This is a genomic window from Oceanisphaera submarina, from assembly GCF_046521305.1.
Classification (GTDB): domain Bacteria; phylum Pseudomonadota; class Gammaproteobacteria; order Enterobacterales; family Aeromonadaceae; genus Oceanimonas; species Oceanimonas submarina.
In genome coordinates, this window is sequence record NZ_JBKGFN010000003.1 from 229,602 (window position 1) to 249,078 (window position 19,477).

20 protein-coding genes are annotated in these 19,477 nt (G+C 57.5%); 19 read left to right on the forward strand and 1 reads right to left on the reverse strand.

Annotation, left to right across the window (positions count from 1 at the left end):
• The first annotated feature begins 2 nt into the window (after positions 1–2).
• Genes ileS through ispH form a run of 4 tightly spaced genes read left to right on the forward strand, consistent with a single transcriptional unit; the run spans position 3 to position 4,720 of the window.
• Positions 3–2,828, forward strand: coding sequence for an isoleucine--tRNA ligase (gene ileS / locus ACLEIV_RS05140; RefSeq protein ID WP_410455581.1), 2,826 nt, complete (start codon positions 3–5; stop codon positions 2,826–2,828).
• Positions 2,825–3,316 carry a signal peptidase II gene (gene lspA / locus ACLEIV_RS05145; RefSeq protein ID WP_410455618.1) on the forward strand — a complete coding sequence of 164 codons (492 nt, stop codon included), beginning with the start codon at positions 2,825–2,827 and terminating at the stop codon, positions 3,314–3,316. The genes ileS and lspA overlap by 4 nt, the downstream gene beginning before the upstream one ends.
• Positions 3,313–3,765 carry an FKBP-type peptidyl-prolyl cis-trans isomerase gene (fkpB, locus tag ACLEIV_RS05150; protein WP_410455582.1) on the forward strand — a complete coding sequence of 151 codons (453 nt, stop codon included), beginning with the start codon at positions 3,313–3,315 and terminating at the stop codon, positions 3,763–3,765. The genes lspA and fkpB overlap by 4 nt, the downstream gene beginning before the upstream one ends.
• Positions 3,766–3,775: 10 nt before the next feature.
• Positions 3,776–4,720, forward strand: a complete 945-nt coding sequence (gene ispH / locus ACLEIV_RS05155; RefSeq protein ID WP_410455583.1) for a 4-hydroxy-3-methylbut-2-enyl diphosphate reductase — start codon at positions 3,776–3,778, stop codon at positions 4,718–4,720.
• A 242-nt stretch (positions 4,721–4,962) separates the two neighbouring features.
• On the opposite strand, the gene ACLEIV_RS05160 is transcribed toward ispH, so the two are convergent.
• Positions 4,963–5,349, reverse strand: a complete 387-nt coding sequence (locus ACLEIV_RS05160; RefSeq protein WP_410455584.1) for a type IV pilin protein — start codon at positions 5,347–5,349, stop codon at positions 4,963–4,965.
• Positions 5,350–5,441: 92 nt separating this feature from the next.
• Here ACLEIV_RS05160 and ACLEIV_RS05165 point away from each other — a divergent pair, with 92 nt between their 5' ends.
• The 15 genes from ACLEIV_RS05165 (at position 5,442) to ACLEIV_RS05235 (ending at position 19,465) form a co-directional block, all read left to right on the forward strand.
• A complete protein-coding gene (locus ACLEIV_RS05165) occupies positions 5,442–5,939 on the forward strand; it encodes a GspH/FimT family pseudopilin (RefSeq protein ID WP_410455585.1) in 498 nt (165 codons plus the stop codon).
• Entirely contained in the window at positions 5,933–6,595 is a 663-nt protein-coding gene (locus ACLEIV_RS05170) for a PilW family protein (protein ID WP_410455586.1), read from the forward strand. Before ACLEIV_RS05165 ends, ACLEIV_RS05170 begins: the two co-directional genes overlap by 7 nt.
• Positions 6,596–6,598: 3 nt before the next feature.
• Positions 6,599–7,729 carry a pilus assembly PilX N-terminal domain-containing protein gene (locus tag ACLEIV_RS05175; protein WP_410455587.1) on the forward strand — a complete coding sequence of 377 codons (1,131 nt, stop codon included), beginning with the start codon at positions 6,599–6,601 and terminating at the stop codon, positions 7,727–7,729.
• Between the two features lie 11 nt (positions 7,730–7,740).
• Positions 7,741–9,723 (forward strand): prepilin-type N-terminal cleavage/methylation domain-containing protein, encoded by a 1,983-nt coding sequence (locus ACLEIV_RS05180; RefSeq protein ID WP_410455588.1) that lies wholly within the window; start codon positions 7,741–7,743, stop codon positions 9,721–9,723.
• 85 nt (positions 9,724–9,808) lie between these two features.
• Positions 9,809–11,428 (forward strand): NAD+ synthase, encoded by a 1,620-nt coding sequence (locus tag ACLEIV_RS05185; RefSeq protein WP_410455589.1) that lies wholly within the window; start codon positions 9,809–9,811, stop codon positions 11,426–11,428.
• 10 nt (positions 11,429–11,438) lie between these two features.
• On the forward strand, positions 11,439–11,777 hold the full coding sequence (glnB, locus tag ACLEIV_RS05190; RefSeq protein WP_104485659.1) for a nitrogen regulatory protein P-II: 339 nt from the start codon (positions 11,439–11,441) through the stop codon (positions 11,775–11,777).
• Between the two features lie 133 nt (positions 11,778–11,910).
• Positions 11,911–12,420 carry an S-ribosylhomocysteine lyase gene (gene luxS, locus ACLEIV_RS05195; protein ID WP_410455590.1) on the forward strand — a complete coding sequence of 170 codons (510 nt, stop codon included), beginning with the start codon at positions 11,911–11,913 and terminating at the stop codon, positions 12,418–12,420.
• A 131-nt stretch (positions 12,421–12,551) separates the two neighbouring features.
• Positions 12,552–14,882 (forward strand): ribonuclease R, encoded by a 2,331-nt coding sequence (rnr, locus tag ACLEIV_RS05200; RefSeq protein ID WP_410455591.1) that lies wholly within the window; start codon positions 12,552–12,554, stop codon positions 14,880–14,882.
• Between the two features lie 84 nt (positions 14,883–14,966).
• Positions 14,967–15,701, forward strand: coding sequence for a 23S rRNA (guanosine(2251)-2'-O)-methyltransferase RlmB (rlmB, locus tag ACLEIV_RS05205; protein ID WP_410455592.1), 735 nt, complete (start codon positions 14,967–14,969; stop codon positions 15,699–15,701).
• Between the two features lie 29 nt (positions 15,702–15,730).
• Positions 15,731–16,189 (forward strand): GNAT family N-acetyltransferase, encoded by a 459-nt coding sequence (locus tag ACLEIV_RS05210; protein WP_410455593.1) that lies wholly within the window; start codon positions 15,731–15,733, stop codon positions 16,187–16,189.
• Positions 16,177–17,040, forward strand: a complete 864-nt coding sequence (locus tag ACLEIV_RS05215; RefSeq protein WP_410455594.1) for a DMT family transporter — start codon at positions 16,177–16,179, stop codon at positions 17,038–17,040. Before ACLEIV_RS05210 ends, ACLEIV_RS05215 begins: the two co-directional genes overlap by 13 nt.
• A 284-nt stretch (positions 17,041–17,324) precedes the next feature.
• A complete protein-coding gene (gene rpsF / locus ACLEIV_RS05220) occupies positions 17,325–17,693 on the forward strand; it encodes a 30S ribosomal protein S6 (RefSeq protein ID WP_410455595.1) in 369 nt (122 codons plus the stop codon).
• Between the two features lie 27 nt (positions 17,694–17,720).
• Entirely contained in the window at positions 17,721–17,948 is a 228-nt protein-coding gene (gene rpsR, locus ACLEIV_RS05225; protein ID WP_204796721.1) for a 30S ribosomal protein S18, read from the forward strand.
• A 39-nt stretch (positions 17,949–17,987) separates the two neighbouring features.
• Complete coding sequence (gene rplI, locus ACLEIV_RS05230; protein WP_410455596.1) at positions 17,988–18,437, forward strand: 50S ribosomal protein L9; 450 nt, start codon at positions 17,988–17,990, stop codon at positions 18,435–18,437.
• Between the two features lie 290 nt (positions 18,438–18,727).
• Entirely contained in the window at positions 18,728–19,465 is a 738-nt protein-coding gene (locus ACLEIV_RS05235) for a ferredoxin--NADP reductase (RefSeq protein ID WP_410455597.1), read from the forward strand.
• The last annotated feature ends 12 nt before the right edge of the window (positions 19,466–19,477 follow it).

A 19,477-nucleotide genomic window follows, 5' to 3' on the forward strand; every position in this document is an offset into this window, starting at 1 on the left:
TCATGACCGACTATAAAAACACCCTGAATTTGCCCGAAACGGAGTTTCCCATGCGTGGCAACCTGGCTCAACGCGAGCCGGAGATGCTGAAACGCTGGATTGAGCAGGACTTGTACGGCGCCGTGCGTCAGGCCAAGGCCGGCAAGAAGCCGTTTATTCTGCACGACGGCCCTCCCTACGCCAACGGCAGTATTCATATCGGTCACTCGGTCAACAAGATTTTGAAAGACGTTATCGTCAAGTCCAAGGGACTGCTGGGTTACGACTCTCCCTACATTCCGGGCTGGGACTGCCACGGTCTGCCCATCGAGCTGAAAGTGGAAGGCAAGGTCGGCAAGCCCGGCGTCAAGGTATCTGCCGCCGAATTCCGCGCAGCCTGCCGGGCCTATGCCAAGGAGCAGATTGAAGCGCAAAAAACCGACTTCATTCGTTTGGGGGTACTGGGCGACTGGGAAAATCCCTACCTCACCATGAATTTCGATACCGAAGCCAACATCATTCGTTCGCTGGCCAAGATCATCGATAACGGCCATCTGCACAAGGGCTCCAAGCCGGTGCACTGGTGTACCGATTGTGGCTCTGCACTGGCCGAAGCCGAAGTGGAATACGAAGACAAGCGCTCACCGGCCATCGACGTGCGCTTCAGGGCGGTAGACGAAGCAGCCGTGGCGGCCAGTTTCGATTGTGCCGACGGCCATACCGGCCGGGGCCCGCTGTCGGTCGCCATCTGGACCACTACTCCCTGGACCATGCCCGCCAATCGCGCGGTCGCGCTGCATGCGGAGCTGAGCTACGCCTTGGTTCAGGTGGAAGGGGACAACCCCGAGCGTCTGATCCTGGCCGCCGATCTGGTCAAGGACGTGATGGACAGAGCCGGTATCAGCCATTATCACAACCTGGGCTACTGCCAGGGTGCAGGTCTTGAGCTGAAGCGTTTCCAGCATCCCTTCTACGACTTCGATGTGCCCGCCATTCTGGGTGAGCATGTCACCACCGAATCCGGTACCGGCGCCGTGCATACCGCCCCCGGCCACGGCCAGGAAGATTTCGTGGTGGGCCAGCAATACGGTCTGGAAGTGGCCAATCCTGTGGGGGGCAACGGTGTTTACCTGCCCGATACCGAGCTGTTTGCCGGCCAGCATGTGTTCAAGGCCAACGATGCCGTGATCGAGGTATTGAAAGAGCGTGGCGCCCTGCTGCATCACGAGGCCTACAACCACTCCTATCCGCACTGCTGGCGCCACAAGACGCCGATTATCTTCCGTGCCACGCCTCAGTGGTTCATCAGCATGGATCAGGCCGGGCTGCGTGCTCAGGCTTTGGCCGAAATCAAGAAGGTACAATGGGTGCCCGAGTGGGGCCAGAATCGTATCGAGGCCATGGTCGAGAACCGTCCCGACTGGTGTATCTCCCGCCAGCGTACCTGGGGCGTTCCCATTGCCCTGTTCGTGCACAAGGAAACTCAGGCTCTGCATCCCCGTGCGACCGAACTGATGGAAGAAGTAGCCAGACGGGTAGAAAAAGCCGGCATTCAGGCCTGGTGGGATCTGGATCCGGCCGAGCTGCTGGGTAACGAAGCCAATCAGTACGAAAAGGTTCTGGATACCCTGGATGTCTGGTTCGACTCCGGCTCGACTCATTCCTCCGTGGTGGATGTGCGTTCCGAGTTTCAAGGCTATCCGGCCGACATGTATCTGGAAGGCTCGGATCAGCATCGTGGCTGGTTCATGTCATCCCTGATGATATCTACCGCCATGAAGGGCCACGCTCCTTACCGGCAGGTGCTGACCCACGGCTTTACCGTGGACGGCAATGGCCGCAAGATGTCCAAATCCATCGGCAACGTGGTCAGCCCGCAACAGGTGATGAACAAGCTGGGTGCCGACATTCTACGCCTCTGGGTCACCAGCACCGACTATTCCGGTGAGATGACGGTGTCCGACGAGATCCTCAAGCGCAGCGCCGATGCCTACCGCCGAATCCGCAATACCGCCCGCTTCCTGCTGGCCAATCTGAACGGCTTCAATCCGGCTACCGACATGGTGGCGGCAGACGACATGGTGTTGATCGACCGTTGGGCCGTGGGCCGTGCTCAGGCCATTCAGCAGGAAATTACCACCGCCTACGACGAATACAACTTCCATCTGGTTACCCAGAAGCTGATGCAGTTCTGCTCGGTAGAAATGGGCTCTTTCTATCTGGATGTGATCAAGGACCGTCAATACACCGCCAAGGCCGACAGCCTGGCCCGTCGCTCCTGCCAGACCGCGCTCTACCATATAGTGGAAGCGCTGGTACGCTGGATGGCGCCGATCATGAGCTTTACCGCCGACGAGATCTGGAATCTGCTGCCCGGCGAGCGAGCGCAATTCGTGTTTACCGACGAGTTCTACGAGGGGCTGTTCGGACTGTCCGGCAACGAGCAGTTGAACGATGCCTACTGGGCCGAGCTGCTCAAGATGCGTCAGGCGGTGAACAAGGCGCTGGAAGCCGCCCGTAAAGACAAGGTGATTGGCGCCGCGCTGGAAGCGGAAATCACGCTTTATGTCGAAGACGCGCTGGCGACCAAACTCGAGCGACTGGGTGACGAGCTGCGTTTCGTTATGTTGACCTCCAAGGTGAGCGTGCAGCCGCTGACCGAGGCCGGTGACGCCGCCGATACCGAAGTGGCAGGACTCAAGGTGAAAGTTGCCAAGAGCGCCGCCGACAAATGTGGCCGCTGCTGGCACCATGTGGATGACGTCAACAGCCATACGGGCCACGACGGCATCTGTGGCCGCTGTGTATCCAACGTGGCCGGAGACGGCGAAGTTCGCCGGTTTGCCTGATGACGACGTTGCGGGAAACCGGGTTACGCTGGTGGTGGCTGGCGATAGTAGCCATAGTGGTGGATCAGCTGAGCAAATGGCTCACCGTGTCTAACCTGGCCTATGGTTATCCGGGGGTGGAGATCACCCCCTTCTTCAACCTGGTGCACGTTTATAACCCGGGGGCAGCCTTCAGTTTTCTGGCCGACCAGGGCGGCTGGCAGCGCTGGTTTTTCGCCGGACTGGCCTTTGCGGTGACCGTGCTGCTCAGCGTCTGGATGTACAAGCTGCCCAAGGGGGCGCGCTGGTTACCGGTGGCCTATGCGTTGATCATCGGCGGTGCCATCGGCAACGTGATCGACCGCTTGATGCTGGGTCATGTGGTGGACTTTCTCGACTTTTACGTCGGCAACTGGCACTGGCCGGCGTTCAACCTGGCCGACAGCTTTATCTTCGTCGGTGCCGCCATGATCATTATCGACAGTTTCAAGAAGGACAGCCCCCAATGAGCAAACAGATAGGTCCGCAGAGTGAGGTACTGTTTCACTTCACCATCAAGCTGGAAGACGGCTCGGTGGCGGACAGCACCCAGTTGCACGGTAAACCCGCCAAGCTGAAAATGGGCGACGGCAGCCTGACACCGAGTTTCGAGGCCTGTCTTCTGGGCCTGAGTGAAGGTTCCAGTCACCGTTTTGAACTGGGGCCGAATGATGCCTTCGGGCCGGTCAATCCGGACAATATTCACCATATGGAACGCAGCCGCTTTGCCGCCGACATGAGTCTGGAAGAAGGGGCTATCCTCTCCTTTACCCAGCCCAACGGTGCCGAGATCCCCGGCATAGTGCGCGGCGTGTCCGGCGACTCGGTCACCGTCGATTTCAACCATCCCCTGGCCGGTTGTCCGGTTACCTTCGAAGTGGACATTCTGGCCGTCGAGCAACAGGCTGTTGATAAATAAGGAGCCCGATATGGATATTTTACTCGCCAACCCGCGTGGCTTTTGTGCCGGGGTCGATCGGGCCATCAGCATAGTGCAGAGCGCGCTGGAAAAATTCGAGGCACCTATCTACGTGCGCCACGAAGTGGTGCACAATCGTTATGTGGTCAACAAGCTCAAGCAGGCGGGCGCCGTGTTTGTGGAAGAACTGGATCAGGTGCCGGACGACAACATCGTCATCTTCTCCGCCCACGGCGTGTCCAAGGCGGTGCGGAAAGAAGCCAAACGCCGCGGCCTCAAGGTGTTTGACGCTACCTGTCCGCTGGTGACCAAGGTGCACATGGAAGTTCACCGGGCCAGCAAGAAGGGCATCGAGACCATTCTTATCGGCCATGCGGGTCATCCGGAAGTGGAAGGCACCATGGGCCAGTACGAAAGTGCCGAGGGCGGCATGTATCTGGTGGAAAATCCGGAGGACGTGGCCAGCCTGCAGGTGAACAACCCCGACAATCTGACCTTCGTAACCCAGACCACCCTCAGCGTGGATGAAACCTCGGACGTGATCGATGCCTTGCGGTCTCGTTTCCCTACCATAGAGGGGCCGCGTAAGGACGATATCTGTTACGCCACTCAAAACCGGCAGGATGCGGTGCGCGAGCTGGCGGCCAAGGTGGACGTGATGCTGGTGGTGGGCTCCAGGAACTCCTCCAACTCCAACCGGCTGCGGGAGCTGGCCGAGAAGATTGGCACCAAGGCTTATCTTATAGACTGCGTCGAGATGATAGTACCGGCCTGGCTGGAAGAAGCGGATCGCATCGGCGTGACCGCCGGCGCCTCGGCACCCGAAGTACTGGTGCAGGAAGTGATTGGCCATCTGCAGTCGTTGGGTGGCCATACCGTGTCCGAGCACCCGGGGCGGGAAGAAAACATAGTGTTTGAAGTGCCGGCCGAGCTGAAGGTAAAGCAGGTGTCCTGAAATAGCTCTGGCATGGCGCTTGACTGAAAAGGCCTTCGATATCGAAGGCCTTTTTGTTTTCCGAATTGTATTCCGAAAGGGTTGTTTGATGAGGTCGTGATTCCCGAGTCGAACTAAGGGCCCACTCCGCCGACCATCCGCGCCACGGATGGCACGGCTGAGCCTCCAGGGAGGATTCACGGCGAGTCGGGGCGGGCCGTTTACACAGAAATGAAATAGATCATTTTTTACTGGGTTTGCTATTACTGCCAGCAGGCCGTTGGTGTCTTGCTGTTGTTTCGGCTGAGGGTCAGGGGGCTGCAGGACACGCTGCCTTCCTTGTCGTTCAACTGGCTGCCTTGGGCGGTGGCGGTCACCGTATAACTGCTACCGGACACGGTTGCGCTGTAGTTGTAATGGGCGTTGCTGGTCGGGCTTATCAGATTGGCAGCCGAGCTGGTGTAGCCGGGATGAGAGATACGCCAGTCTTCCTGTTTCAACTGCATGTTGTACAGGCTCTGTATCGCTTCTATCCGCTTGCTTTTCAACAGGTAGCTGTGAAAAGAGGGGTAGGCGACTGTGGCCAGAATCGCGACTATGGCGACCACTATCATCAGTTCTACCAGGGTAAAGCCGGTACTCTTTTGCATCCAACCATTCCTTGTTTAAACGCCAGATATCGACCAAGCTTAACCACTGCTGGCAGCGGTGTCGCGGGATTTTGCCTTCAGGGAGGAAGCCAATGGAGAAGCGTCAGGCGGGGCTGACCCTGATCGAATTGCTGATCGGCATGGTGGTGATGGCACTCTTGCTGGCCATTGCCGTACCCAGCTTTCAGACTCTGCGTCAGCAGTACACGGTGCGTAGCGCCGGCATGGCAATGTATGCGGACTTGCAGTTGGCCCGCAGCGAGGCGATCAAGCGCAACAAGGACATCACCGTTTGTTTCAGCGGCTCGGGGACAAGCAGCTGGAGCTATCAGATCCAGGATCTTGTCAATTCCAGCGATTGTACAGCGGGTGCCAATGAAACGATTGAAACCTCGAACAGTCAGGACTATCCGGCAATTACCCTGACTGCTTCTTATAATCACCTGATCTTCAAGCCCAGAAGAAATACCCTGACCTCCGGCAATGTGACGCTTTCCAGCGGCGGTCAGGAAATGAAGATTATTAGCTGGAACAACAGCCGCATCAGAACCTGTTCCGATGATCGGCTGATAGGAGTGCCCGCATGCTGAAGCTGAATCACAATAGCGGCTTTTCGGTGGTGGAAATGCTGGTATCACTGGTGGCGGGGCTGCTGGTGGTGGTGGGTGCGACTTCTCTGTTTACCAGTGTCATGGTGTCCGGCAACACCACCCTGATGTTGTCTCGCCTCAATCAAGATGTGCAAAGTATCACCGATATCATGGTGCGGGATATTCAGCGGGCAGGCTATCATCCCAGTGCTGCTCAGGGGATGGATGGGGATGCGTCGGCAGCCTCCGCCGCACGCGCCGTTTTGTTCTCCACTACCAATGATTTATACGCTTCCAGCGGAGCCTCTGCCCCAGACTGTATCCGTATTAAATATTGGGATCCGGATTCTGCTTCCGGTGCGGGGTCAGTGGTGCGGGTATACGGCTATGATGCAGCCAACAAGGCTCTGAAGGTCAGTACCAGTTATACGGTGCCGGGTAGCAGTGCGTTGGGCAGTGGTGACTGTAGTGGCGGCAGCAAACTGATATCGGAAAAGGAAGTGCTGATCGACAGCCTGAACTTTGCGCTGGCCTCCGGCGCCAGCGGAACCGGCATGCGCGCCATCGATTTGGCCATTTCCGCCTCTCATGCCAACAGGCAGGCTCTATCCATGAGCCTGCAGAGACAGGTGAAACTACGCAACGACGGGTATTAGGTCATGTACAGGAAAAACGGGTTTACCACCCTGACCGTGACGCTGATGCTGGTGTCTATTCTGGTATCGGTATCGGTGTTTATCGGCAAGGCGCTGGTGTCGGAAAAGCGTATCGCTCTCAACGAAATCGAATACCGGGTGGCGTATGCCGCCGCCGAGAAGGGGGTGGCCGAGGCCATGGCCGAGCTAAAGGTCAACCCGAGTGCAGTGGCCCTGTCGGGGGCCGTGACGACGTCTTCGGCCCAGGCAAACTATAGCGTGACCATGGCAGCGAATTCGGCCATTTCGGGGATCACGGATATCGTTGCTGTATCTACCCTGGATAGTGGTGGCCAGGGCCGCGTCAGCGTACAGGTGGCCGAGCGCAGCATTCTCAACCCCAATAACTCGGGACCGGCGGCGGCGCTGTTGGTGGGCGGGGCCAGTACGGGGATCAGCGGTAATATGACGGTGGTGGGCAACCCTAATGGTGGCGGGCCCGGAATACCGGTGGCGATCTGGTCCGGGGAGGATATATCTGGCGGTGGCAGCATGCAGACTTGTCACTTGGAGGATTATGACAGCGGCTCCGGCTGCAGTGCCAGCATCAGTACCAAGAGTGGCGGCACTGTGGTATTAGGCACCGATGTGGTCGACAAAGATCCCGATTTCCCGATCGATATGCTGGAGCACATGTTCGGTTACGGCGCCGGAGAATGGGACAAAATAGAGGCCATGGCCACGGGAATAGTGTCCAGTTGTAATGATGTCACCCCACCGGGCTTTTTTATTGTTGATGGGGGGAGTGGGTGTGATCTCAGCGCTATCACCAGCTCGGCCTCAAGCCCCGCCATCGTTATTGTCAAGAACGCCGATGTTACGGCGAATGGCGGGGATAAATTTTATGGCCTGTTGTTTTCTTATGACTCTGATCCGACCGATGCCACCGAATTTGAGGTGAAACTGAATGGCGGTGCCCAGATATTTGGCGTTATTTCAACCAATCACGGCGGTGATAATTTAAATGGTACCTTTGATGCGGTTTATGATGCAGGCGTGCTTTGTATCCTGACCAATTGCGACGGCAGTGGCGGAGGAATTGGGAATCCCTTTGTCAGCATCAGTACCATTCCCGGCAGCTGGAAGGACTGGTAACAGGAGACAGAATGAAACGGCAACAAGGGTTTGGCCTGATCGAGGTATTGATCGCCTTTATCATGGTGTCGGTCACGGCGGGCTCATTGCTGCAACTGAACAAGAGCTACCTGGAATACAGCCGCGACGGTCGCAGCCGGGAGGTGGCCCTGCGGCTGGCCGAGTCCAAGTTGGACGAGATCAGATACTTTAAGGACAAGCAGGGGTACCAGAACATCGCCAGTGGCAGCGAATCGACGGCGCTGGACGGAGTGACTTACGAACTTGACTGGACGGTGGATGATTATGGCTGGGATGCCGCCAATACCAAGTGGGCCACGCCGCCACCGAGCGGGGTTGCCTCGGGCAAGAAAGAGATAGCACTTACCATCGGCTGGGAGGATGCCGGTGGTTCGGACAGCTTTACCCTGGCGTCGGTGGTGTCCCCCAACCTGTCCATCGACGGCGGTCCCTTCGGCAGCAGCGGGGCCAATACCGGCTTGGGACAGGGCGGCCCCAAGGTGGGCCATACGCCGGGCGCGATTCCGGACATCATCTCCATGGTGATCGATCCCGACACCGGTATCAAACAGGAAACCACCAAGCCGGCGCCTGAAATCAGCAAGCAAGGCAACGATGTGGTGGTGAGCTTTGATGCCGTTACCTATGATGCGGGTAGCGACAGCCTGATCAAGAGTGATAGCAGGACCCTATATTGTTCCTGTGATACGCAGAGTGGCACCAAATCCACCAGGAAACCGGCTGCCCCCATCGCCTTGTCCCAAGGTATTTATTGGGAAAATGGTGGGCTGACAGATAAAGGCTGGGGAACGAGTAGCAATGCAAATTGCACAAGCTGCTGTAATAACCATTACGATGTGCCCGCCAGCAGCCTGTTTGCCGATAATTATAACCAATTCAACAAGGGGCATAGCCACACCGGAAGCACCTATTTTGAGTCCTGTCGTATGTTGCGGATTGATGGCTACTATCAGGTGATGCCGGACTGGAACCTGGTCTCGTTGAATGTCTTTCCTCCCGGCTATCTGACGAATGTGGGCAATGTCACGCTCTATCAGGGTTATATAAAACAGGTGGTACAGGCGTATGTATCGGAGCTAAAGGCGGGAACGCAAACCGTTGATTATAAAGCGACACCTTATCGTGATTGGTTGTCCGCCAATGGTACAACCGAGCAACTGACATCTTTTGATGATTTGACCGACTTATTTGTTTCATCATCTTATCAGTTTGCCGCCAGGGCCATCTATGTCGACATACTGCCTCCGGATTTGCTGGATAAGGTTGATTTTACTCAAGATAATTGGCTGAGCGGGGTGTCCTTTAACGAAGTGAATGTCACCCTGTTGGCGGATTGGGAGGTAAGTGCGGTCGATGATCTTTATTTGGATGTCACCAACGAGGATATCAACACCATTGTCGACCCGGATAGCAATTATTTTGGCACCTATTCGCGGGGGTATGTGACCGGCGAGCTGATAACGCCCTTGGACAAGCCCAGTGTGACAGCCAAGATGACGCGCTATAACAGTGGCTTAACGGGCCAGAGCGCTATATCCACCTTTGATGGCAGCAATGAGTTCAGCTCCAGCCTGGATGTGGAGGTCAACACCGGATCCCTTGCAGACGTGACCTTCGACGGGGTAATACAGTGTTTAACCTCGAAGAGCAGTAACCCGACGGTGGCAATATCATGCTCGAAAAATGACTTCGGCAAGACGACGGTGACCGCCACCAATGGAACCTGCACGCTCAATAAAGAAGCGGATGTGGCGACCGCCAGCTATCAGTGCACGGTTCCGGCGCTGCAGTTGACAACAACGGTGACCTTCAGTGAAAACGCAAATAACAGTGACTTTGTGTTTAATGCCGGCGGTACCAATCCCAAAGTCATCAGCCTGACTGCCGGCGAGATTGCGGGCGGAACCATTCCCTGTGTCTTGCAGATAAGTAAAAACATCACAAATTACAGTGCCATGACCTGCACCCCTTAAGCCGGTTGTGTCGAAGTCGGCGCTGGTAACCCCGGCGCCTTTTTTTTATCATGCTTGCAATTTCTCGATGGATCACAGGCAAACCATGTCCCAACACCTGACCCTGGCGCTGGCCCAGTTAAATCTGACCGTCGGCGCCATCGAAGCCAATACCCGGGCGATGCTGGCCGCCGCCCTCGACGCCGAGCAACAGGGCGCCGAACTGGTGCTGTTTCCCGAGCTGGCCATCACCGGCTATCCGCCGGAAGACTTGTTGTTTCGCGAGGATCTGCACCTGCGGGTCGATGCGGCACTCGACCAACTGGCCCAGGCCAGCGGCAACACCGCCCTGGTGGTCGGTCATCCCTGGCGCCAGGACGGCAAACTCTATAATGCCGCTTCCTTCTTTTATCGGGGCAAGCTACAGGGGCGCTACTTCAAGCAGCTGCTGCCCAACTATGGCGTGTTCGACGAGAAGCGTTATTTCAGTGCCGGTGAGCAATCCTGCGTGGTCGAGTTCAAGGGCCACAAGCTGGGTCTGTTGATCTGCGAAGACGTATGGGAAGCGGGCCCTGCGGCGGCGGCGAAGGTGGCGGGAGCCGAGCTGCTGCTCAGTCTCAATGCCTCGCCCTACCATAGAGGCAAGGCCTGGATACGCAAGGATTTACTGGCCCAGCGCAGCCGCGACAATGCTTTGCCGCTGGTTTACCTCAATCAGGTGGGCGGTCAGGACGAGCTGGTGTTCGACGGTCGCTCCAAGGTATTCAATGCAGCCGGCGAACTGACCCAGAGCCTGACCGCCTTCGACAGCGAGCTGGCCTTGGTGCGCATGGAGTGCAAGGCGCCGGTGAAGGCGTACGTTCATGCGGCGCTCGAGCCGCTGGCCGAGGTGTATCAGGCGTTGGTATTGGCCACCCGGGATTACGTCAACAAGAACGGCTTCAACGGCGCCGTGCTGGGGCTGTCTGGTGGTATCGACTCGGCGCTGACCCTGGCCATCGCCGTCGATGCGCTGGGCAAAGATCGGGTGCAGGCGGTGATGATGCCGTTTCGCTATACCGCCTCCATCAGCGTGGAAGACGCGCAGGAAGAGGCCGAGCATCTGGGCGTGGAGTTCGATATTGTCTCCATCGAGCCGATGTTCGACGCCTTCATGGGCCAGCTGGCACCGATGTTCGAAGGCACACAAAAAGACACCACCGAAGAAAACCTGCAGGCGCGCTCCCGGGGCGTGCTGTTGATGGCGCTGTCCAACAAGCGTCGCCGGCTGGTGCTGACCACCGGTAACAAGAGCGAAGTGGCGGTGGGCTATTGCACCCTGTACGGCGACATGGTCGGCGGCTTTGCACCGATCAAGGATGTGCCCAAGACCTTGGTGTTCGAGCTGTCCCGCTATCGCAACACCCTGGGCTATGTGATACCGCAGCGGGTCATAGACAGACCGCCCTCGGCCGAATTGGCACCGGATCAGCTCGACCAGGACAGCCTGCCCCCGTATGATGTGCTGGATGCCATGCTCGAAGCCTATGTGGAGCAGGACCAGTCGCTGGATGATCTGCTGGCGGCCGGTTTCGATGAAGCCGATGTACGCCGGGTGATCAAGCTTGTGGATATCAACGAATACAAACGCCGTCAGAGTGCGGTGGGGCCGCGGATCACCCCGCGTAACTTCGGTAAAGACCGGCGTTACCCCATTACCTCGGGTTTTGGCAAAATAAATTGGTAAGGAGCCACCGATGAAAAAAATTGAAGCCATCATCAAACCCTTCAAGCTGGATGACGTGCGTGAAGCCCTGGCCGAGCGTGGTATTACCGGCATGACGGTATCGGAAGTAAAAGGATTTGGCCGCCAGAAAGGCCACACCGAACTGTATCGCGGTGCCGAGTATATGGTGGACTTTTTGCCCAAGGTAAAGCTGGAGCTGGTGGTGCAGGATGACTTGGTTGAGTCATGCATCGAAGCCATCGAAAACACGGCGCGCACCGGCAAGATTGGCGATGGCAAGATCTTCGTGCTTGATGTAGGTCAGGTGATCCGAATTCGTACCGGTGAACAGAACGAAGAAGCGGTGTGATAATAACGGGGGGAGGGATGGGTGATTTGGCAGCGAATTTCACCGAACTCCCGCCTCTAATCCCGGTCTCATGTTTCAACCGGCCGGCTTTTTTGTCACAATTGCCCATTAACATCGAATCAAGGAATAACATATGCCACTGCTGGACAGTTTTACCGTCGACCATACCCGAATGGAAGCACCGGCGGTGCGGGTAGCCAAAACCATGGCCACGCCTCATAACGACACCATTACCGTATTTGATCTGCGTTTCTGCCTTCCCAACCAGGAAATCCTGTCCGAAAAGGGCATCCATACTCTGGAGCACCTGTTCGCCGGCTTTATGCGTAATCATCTCAATGGTGACGGTGTCGAGATCATCGATCTGTCTCCCATGGGGTGTCGTACCGGCTTTTATATGAGCCTGGTGGGCGCACCGGACGAGCAGCGCGTGGCGTCGGCCTGGCTGGCGGCGATGGAAGATGTGTTGAAGGTGGAAAACCAGTCGCAGATCCCCGAGCTGAACGAATATCAGTGCGGCACCTTCGTGATGCACTCGCTGGATGAGGCCAAGGCCATAGCGCGCAATATCATAGAGCGTGGTATCGGTGTGAACAGCAACCAGACGCTGGCATTGCCGGAAGAGATGCTGAAATCTCTGTAATGACAGGCGGCTTCCCCTCGTGACAACGGCGCCCGGTTCAAGCAGCACTGGCTTAACCGGGCGCTTTGTCACTTGTTATTCTTACCCTTTAGATATACTTCCCTTATTACAGTGCTCAAATGGACCACTTTATGTCAGAACAACAAGATCCCTTCCTCAAACGGGAAGCCGAAAAATACGAAAACCCCATTCCCAGCCGGGAATTTATTCTCGAGCTCATTAAAACCAAGCAAGGCCCGGTTTCCCGGGATGATGTCTTTGCCGAACTGGCACTGGACGGCGAAGAGCAGGCCGAAGCCCTGCGCCGCCGCCTGCGCGCCATGGAGCGGGACGGCCAGCTGGTGTTCACCCGTAACAAGTGTTACGCCCTGCCCGACAAGCTGAATCTGATCAAGGGCCGTGTCATCGGCCACCGGGAAGGTTTCGGCTTCTTGCGTCCGGAAGATGGCGGCGACGACCTGTTCCTCTCTCAGCGTGAGATGGACGCGCTGATGCATGGCGATCAGGCACTGGTACAGCCCTTGCGTTTCGACTCGCGTGGCCGGCGCGAGGCGCGGGTGGTGCGGTTACTGGAGTCCCGTGACCTGGAAGTGGTTGGCCGCTATTTCGTGGAAAACGGCGTCAGCTACGTGGTGCCGGATGACAGCCGTATCGCCCAGGATATTCTGATCCCGCAGGGGGAGACCAAGGGCGCGCGCATGGGGCAGGTCGTGGTGATTGCCATCAGCCAGCGCCCCACCAAGCGCATGACCGGTGTGGGTAAAGTGGTCGAGGTGTTGGGCGAAACCATGGATCCGGGCATGGAAATCGACATTGCCCTGCGTACTCACGGTATTCCCCATGTGTGGCCGGAAGAGGTGAAACACGAGATTGCCAGGCTGACCGAACAGGTGCCGGAAGAGGCCAAACTGGGCCGCAAGGATCTGCGCGATCTGCCGCTGGTGACCATAGACGGCGAAGATGCCCGCGACTTCGATGATGCGGTTTATTGTCAACCCAGGAGCTCCGGTGGCTGGCGGTTATGGGTTGCCATTGCCGATGTGTCCTACTATGTGCGCCCCGGCACGGCACTGGACAACGAAGGCTATCTGCGAGGCAACTCGGTGTATTTTCCCGAGCAGGTGATCCCCATGCTGCCCGAGGTGTTGTCCAACGGCCTCTGCTCGCTCAACCCGCAGGTTGATCGACTGTGTATGGTGGCGGAGATGACCATTTCTGCTTCCGGCAAGCTGTCCGGATTCAAGTTCTATGAAGCTGTGATGAACTCCCATGCACGTCTGACCTACACCAAGGTGGCGGCCATGCTTAAGGGAGACGAGACCCTGCGCGAGCGTTATGCCCCGCTGGTACCGCATCTGGAAAACCTGGGTCAGCTGTATCTGGCGATGAAAGAAGCGCGACATCAGCGTGGTGCGGTGGAATTCGAAAGTGAAGAAACCCGCTTCGTGTTCAACCCTCAGCGCAAGATCGAGCGCATCGTGCCCGTGGTGCGCAACGACGCCCACAAGATCATCGAAGAATGTATGATCATGGCCAACGTGGCCGCCGCCCGCTTTATCGAAAAGCAGGAAGCCCACGCCCTGTTCCGGGTGCACGACAAGCCCGGCGAAGAGAAACTGACCGGTTTCCGCAGTTTCCTTGGCGAGCTGGGCCTGGAGCTGAAAGGTGGCCTGGAGCCGGAGCCGGCGGATTACGCCTTGCTGGCCGAACAGATCAAGGACAGACCCGATGCGGAGCTGATCCAGACCATGCTGCTGCGTTCCATGAAGCAGGCGGTTTATCAGGCCGACAACATGGGCCACTTCGGGCTGGCGCTGAAATCTTATGCCCACTTTACTTCGCCCATCCGTCGTTATCCGGATCTGGTGCTGCACAGAGCCATCAAGGCCCAGCTGAGCAAGCTGCAAGGCGACGGCGGCAACAAGACCGGTGGCGTGCCTTACCAGTATGATGAAGTCGCCCCCATGGGCGATCATTGCTCGACCACAGAGCGCCGTGCCGATGACGCCACTCGTGATGTGGCCGACTGGCTCAAGTGCGAATATATGCTCGATCATGTGGGTAGCGAATTTGGCGGCACCATCGCCAACGTTACCGGCTTCGGCTTCTTCGTGCGTCTGGACGAGATCCATATCGACGGCCTGGTACACATTTCCAGTCTGCAGAATGATTATTACCAGTTTGATCCGGCGCGTCAGACCCTGATCGGCGAGAACTTCCGTCGCCGTTATCGTCTGGGTGACAAGATCAAGGTCAAGGTCATGGCGGTGAATCTGGACGATCGCAAGATCGACTTCGAAACCGTGGAGGAGCCACTGCCGGCCGGTGCCAAAACCGGCAAGGGCGCCAAGAACCTGAAGTCGCGCCAGCGTGCCAAGCCGAAGAGCGGCGCCAAGCCTGACGCCAAACCGGCGGAAGGCAAGGGCGGTAACAAGCCCAAAGGTGGCAGAAAGCGCCGTTAACGTCTGATGTCGGTTCGTTAACGAGAAGGGTTGGCTTTGATGCCGACCCTTCCTATTTTACCAACACCATTTTGAGAATAACTCATGAGCAATGAACTGATTTTTGGCATTCACGCTCTCGATGCCCTGCTGGACGCTCACCCGGAACAGGTGCTGGAAGTGTGGCTGCTCAAGGGCCGTGAAGACGAGCGCCTGAACGCCTTGCAGGCCCGTCTGCTGGCCGTGGGGGTCAAGGCCCAGCCCGCCAGTCGTGCAGCCCTGGACAACAAGGCCAAGGGGGGGCAGCACCAGGGGGTGGTGGCCAAGGTCAAGGCCCAGCCGGTACTGAACGAGACGGATCTGGACCAGTTGCTTGCGGCGCAGGCCTTTCCCCTGCTGCTGGTACTGGATGGCGTGACCGACCCGCACAACCTCGGGGCCTGCCTGCGTACCGCCGATGCCGCCGGTGTGCATGGCGTGATAGTACCCAAGGACAAGTCTGCCAGCCTCGGCCCCGTGGTGCGCAAGGTGGCCTGTGGCGCAGCCGAAGTGGTGCCGCTGTTTCAGGTGACCAACCTGTCGCGCACCCTGCGTCAGTTGCAGGACAAGGGCGTCTGGGTCGTCGGTACCGCCGGTGAGGCGGATCACAGCCTGTATCAGGCCAAGCTCAGTGGCGCCCTGGCGCTGGTGATGGGCGCCGAAGACAAGGGCATGCGCCGCCTGACACGTGAACATTGTGACGAGCTGGTGAGCATCCCCATGGGCGGATCCGTGTCCAGCCTGAACGTCTCGGTTGCTACCGGTGTCTGCCTGTTCGAGATGGTGCGTCAGCGCGGGTAATCACGTTTTTCAGCTTTTCGAGGTCTATCATGCGCTGGCAATGTGCTTCTTTTACCGAGCTGAGCCCGGTCGAGCTCTATCGAATGCTGGCGCTGCGCTGCGCCATTTTCGTGGTGGAACAGGATTGTGCCTATCAGGATCTTGATGGTCTGGACTCGGACTCGCGGGTGCAACACCTCAACCTCTGGCGGCAGGGGCACTTGCTGGCAACCGCTCGCTTGCTCGGGCCGGGAGTGCAGGCATCCGATCAGGTCTGGATTGGCCGGGTGGCGGTGGCTGTCGAGGCGCGAGGGCAGGGGCTGGCACGTGAGTTGATGCAGTATGCGCTGGCCGAGGTGCAAGCGCGCTGGCCCGGCTATCCGGTAAGACTGAGTGCCCAGACCTATGTGCGCGACTTCTATCGGAGTCTGGGCTTTGTGCCACTCGGGAATGAGTACCTGGAAGATGGCATACCCCACCAGGAGATGGAGTTGAGATGCAGCGCATGATGGGCCGTCTTGTGGCCGATCGGCAGATGCTTGCGATACTGCTGCTGGTGCTGGGCAACCTGATGATTTCCTTCGGCGATGTACTGGTCAAATTGCTGGGCCAAACCGAGGTAACGCCTTATCAGTATGTGGCGCTGCGTTTTCTGATGACCTCGGCGCTGTTGCTGCCGTTCTGGTGGCGGCTGCCACGCGAGAAAAAGGGCTGGGGTCAGTGGAAAATCCACCTGCTGCGTGGCCATCTGCTGCTAATGGGATCGGTCTGTGTTTTTATCAGTTTGATCTATCTGCCGCTGGCCACCGCCAATGCGGTGTTTTATGCCGCCCCGCTGATGACGCTGCCACTGGCGGCACTGATCAGCAAGGAGCAGGTGCGACTGGCCACCTATGGGGTCAGTTTGTTCGGCTTCGGTGGCATCTTGATCGTGCTTAACCCGGCCGAATGGCACTGGGCCGGCTGGGTGGCGCTGCTGACCGCCTTTTCGATGGCAGCCAGCAACGTGCTGGTGCGTCGGCTGCCCCAGGGACGATCCGTGCTGGCCACTCTGTTTCTGACCCAGGCGCTGGCCATACCGGTGAGCTTTGCCCTGGCCTTGCCCGACTGGCAGCCGGTGGCGGGAGAGGTGTGGCTGTTGCTGATTGGCGCCAGCCTTGTCGGTATTATCTATCAGGGCATCTGTATTCTGGCCTATGCCATGGCCGATGCCAGCAAGATTGCCGCCAGCGAATATTCGGGGCTTATTTTCGTCACCCTGATGGGCATGGTGCTGTTTGCGGAGTTTCCGGACCTCAACGTCTACCTCGGTGCCGCCGTGGTGATCATCGCCATCGGCCTGCAGCGCCGGCTGCGTTAACACTAAGCCGGCAGCGGTAATAAGCGTCGCCGTGGGTATGGAGTTTATGGTGTTTTGTAGCCGCCAGCTTCAGCTGGCGGAGCAGACCAGGCGAGACCTTCAGGCCAGGTTGGGTACCTGCAGACAAATCTTCGTCTGTCGGCTTACCGCTTAAAGCTTTCTTTTGGGTTGGTTATCCCTTATACTACGCGACCTTAAAATCAGTCATTAAAACCTATTTAGTTCCTTGCCTCCGTTGGTGTGACTGAGCCCGCGCAGAGGCTATAACCCGTAAGGAGCAATCCATGCGTCATTACGAAATCGTATTTATGGTTCACCCTGACCAGAGTGAACAGGTTCCCGGTATGATCGAGCGCTACACCGGCGCCATCACCACTTCTGGCGGTCAAATTCACCGCATGGAAGACTGGGGCCGTCGCCAGCTGGCTTACCCGATCAACAAGCTGCACAAAGCCCACTATGTTCTGATGAACGTAGAAGCTGACCAGGCTGTTATCGATGAGCTGGAAACTAACTTCCGCTTCAACGATGCCGTGCTGCGTAACATGATTATGCGCACCAAGCATGCGGTCACTGAGCCTTCTGAAATGGCCAAGGTCAGAGAAGAGCGTCAACCCCGTCGTGACGACGCTCGCGCAGAAGCTGCAGAGTAATCCACGTTTTAGCTGAGGAATAGAATCATGGCACGTTTTTTCCGTCGTCGTAAGTTCTGCCGTTTCACCGCTGATGGTGTAACCGAGATCGATTACAAAGACATCGTAACCCTGAAAAACTATGTTACCGAGTCCGGTAAAATTGTACCGAGCCGCATCACCGGCACCAGCGCTAAATTTCAGCGCCAGCTGGCTCGTGCGATCAAACGCGCTCGTTACCTGGCCCTGCTGCCTTACACCGATCTGCACAAGTAAGCAGCGGCCTAACTCGCCAATATAGATAGAGGAAAGGTAATGCAAGTTATTCTGCTTGATAAAATCGCCAAACTGGGCGGCCTGGGCGACCAGGTAACCGTTAAGTCCGGTTATGCTCGTAACTTCCTGCTGCCCCAGGGCAAAGCCGTTCTGGCCTCCAAAGACAACGTAGCGACTTTCGAAGCTCGCCGCGCTGAACTGGAAGCCAAACTGGCCGAGCAACTGGCTGCTGCGCAAGCCCGTGCCGACCAGCTGTCTGGTCTGGAAAACGTGGTTATCGCATCCAAGTCCGGTGACGAAGGTAAGCTGTTCGGCTCCATCGGTGCCCGTGACGTGGCCGACGCCATCACCGCTGCCGGTGTTGCTGTTGCCAAGAGCGAAGTTCGTCTGTACGACGGTGTTCTGCGTAACACTGGCGAGTTTGAAGTGGGTGTGCAGCTGCACGCCGACGTTAAAGCGACCGTTAAAATCCAGGTCGTTGCTGCCTAAATCAGGCCGCTCGTTAAAAAAGCCCGCGCTTGTCGCGGGTTTTTTATTGTCCGCAATAAAGTTACAGTGGGAGAAAGCCTAGGGTCTGTTGACCTTTCGCGATGATTTTTTCGGCAGTTTGTGGGGGCTTGATACCAGGCTGCGTTGATGCCATGTAGTTACTCTACATAAATAAGTGATAACGCAGTAGCAAGCCCCCACAAGCGCAGCCCTGCGGGTTCGACTAAACGCGTTTAACTCGAACGAAATTTAACCGCGAAAGGTCAGCAGACCCTAATGGAGAGCACTAGATGGCAGACTGGATCACGGGCCGGGTCAAGGCTCGCAAGCAATGGTCGGATACTTTGTTTTCTCTGGTGGTGAATGCCGATGTCGAGCCGTTCAAGGCCGGACAGTTCACCAAGTTGGCCTGGCATGGCGAAGATAAAAAAGTGGCCCGAGCCTATTCCTACGTCAATCCGCCGGGGCAGGACTGCGAGTTTTATCTGGTGACCATTCCCGAAGGCCAGCTCACGCCTTATCTGGCCGGGCTCAATGTGGGGGATGAGCTGTTGGTGCAGCGCACGGCGGCCGGCTTTCTGACCCTGGATGAGGTACCACCGGGTCGTGATCTGTGGCTGATGGCCACGGGCACCGGTGTGGGTCCGTTTGTGTCCATGCTGGCGGAAGGCAGCTGCTGGCGGCAGTTTGATAATATCGTGCTGGTGCACGGGGTGCGCCTGGACGCAGAGCTGGGCTACCGAGAGCAAATAGCCGAATTGACGCAAGACCAGCCCCGTTTTCACTATGTGCCCTTTGTCTCCCGAGAAACGGTGGCCGGTGCCGAGCCGGGCCGTATCACTCACGCCATTGCCACTGGCCGCCTGGAACAAAGAGTCGGCCTTATGCTAACCCCGGAACACAGCCGCGTACTTTTGTGCGGTAACCCGCAAATGGTGCGCGACACCGTCACCGAACTCAAACACAAGGGGCTGGAGAAACACCTGCGGCGCAAACCCGGTCAGGTCCTGATGGAGAACTACTGGTAAAGAAGAGACGTG

Bases quoted from the DNA above. Each gene is read 5' to 3' on its own strand.
- ACLEIV_RS05180 (WP_410455588.1), top strand. From the start codon at position 7,741: ATGAAACGGCAACAAGGGTTTGGCCTGATCGAGGTATTGATCGCCTTT.
- rpsR (WP_204796721.1), top strand. From the start codon at position 17,721: ATGGCACGTTTTTTCCGTCGTCGTAAGTTCTGCCGTTTCACCGCTGAT.
- luxS (WP_410455590.1), top strand. From the start codon at position 11,911: ATGCCACTGCTGGACAGTTTTACCGTCGACCATACCCGAATGGAAGCA.
- rplI (WP_410455596.1), top strand. From the start codon at position 17,988: ATGCAAGTTATTCTGCTTGATAAAATCGCCAAACTGGGCGGCCTGGGC.
- ileS (WP_410455581.1), top strand. From the start codon at position 3: ATGACCGACTATAAAAACACCCTGAATTTGCCCGAAACGGAGTTTCCC.
- ACLEIV_RS05215 (WP_410455594.1), top strand. From the start codon at position 16,177: ATGCAGCGCATGATGGGCCGTCTTGTGGCCGATCGGCAGATGCTTGCG.
- ACLEIV_RS05175 (WP_410455587.1), top strand. From the start codon at position 6,599: ATGTACAGGAAAAACGGGTTTACCACCCTGACCGTGACGCTGATGCTG.
- ACLEIV_RS05235 (WP_410455597.1), top strand. From the start codon at position 18,728: ATGGCAGACTGGATCACGGGCCGGGTCAAGGCTCGCAAGCAATGGTCG.
- glnB (WP_104485659.1), top strand. From the start codon at position 11,439: ATGAAAAAAATTGAAGCCATCATCAAACCCTTCAAGCTGGATGACGTG.
- rnr (WP_410455591.1), top strand. From the start codon at position 12,552: ATGTCAGAACAACAAGATCCCTTCCTCAAACGGGAAGCCGAAAAATAC.
- ACLEIV_RS05185 (WP_410455589.1), top strand. From the start codon at position 9,809: ATGTCCCAACACCTGACCCTGGCGCTGGCCCAGTTAAATCTGACCGTC.
- ACLEIV_RS05165 (WP_410455585.1), top strand. From the start codon at position 5,442: ATGGAGAAGCGTCAGGCGGGGCTGACCCTGATCGAATTGCTGATCGGC.
- fkpB (WP_410455582.1), top strand. From the start codon at position 3,313: ATGAGCAAACAGATAGGTCCGCAGAGTGAGGTACTGTTTCACTTCACC.
- ACLEIV_RS05210 (WP_410455593.1), top strand. From the start codon at position 15,731: ATGCGCTGGCAATGTGCTTCTTTTACCGAGCTGAGCCCGGTCGAGCTC.
- ispH (WP_410455583.1), top strand. From the start codon at position 3,776: ATGGATATTTTACTCGCCAACCCGCGTGGCTTTTGTGCCGGGGTCGAT.
- ACLEIV_RS05170 (WP_410455586.1), top strand. From the start codon at position 5,933: ATGCTGAAGCTGAATCACAATAGCGGCTTTTCGGTGGTGGAAATGCTG.
- rpsF (WP_410455595.1), top strand. From the start codon at position 17,325: ATGCGTCATTACGAAATCGTATTTATGGTTCACCCTGACCAGAGTGAA.
- rlmB (WP_410455592.1), top strand. From the start codon at position 14,967: ATGAGCAATGAACTGATTTTTGGCATTCACGCTCTCGATGCCCTGCTG.
- ACLEIV_RS05160 (WP_410455584.1), bottom strand. From the start codon at position 5,349: ATGCAAAAGAGTACCGGCTTTACCCTGGTAGAACTGATGATAGTGGTC.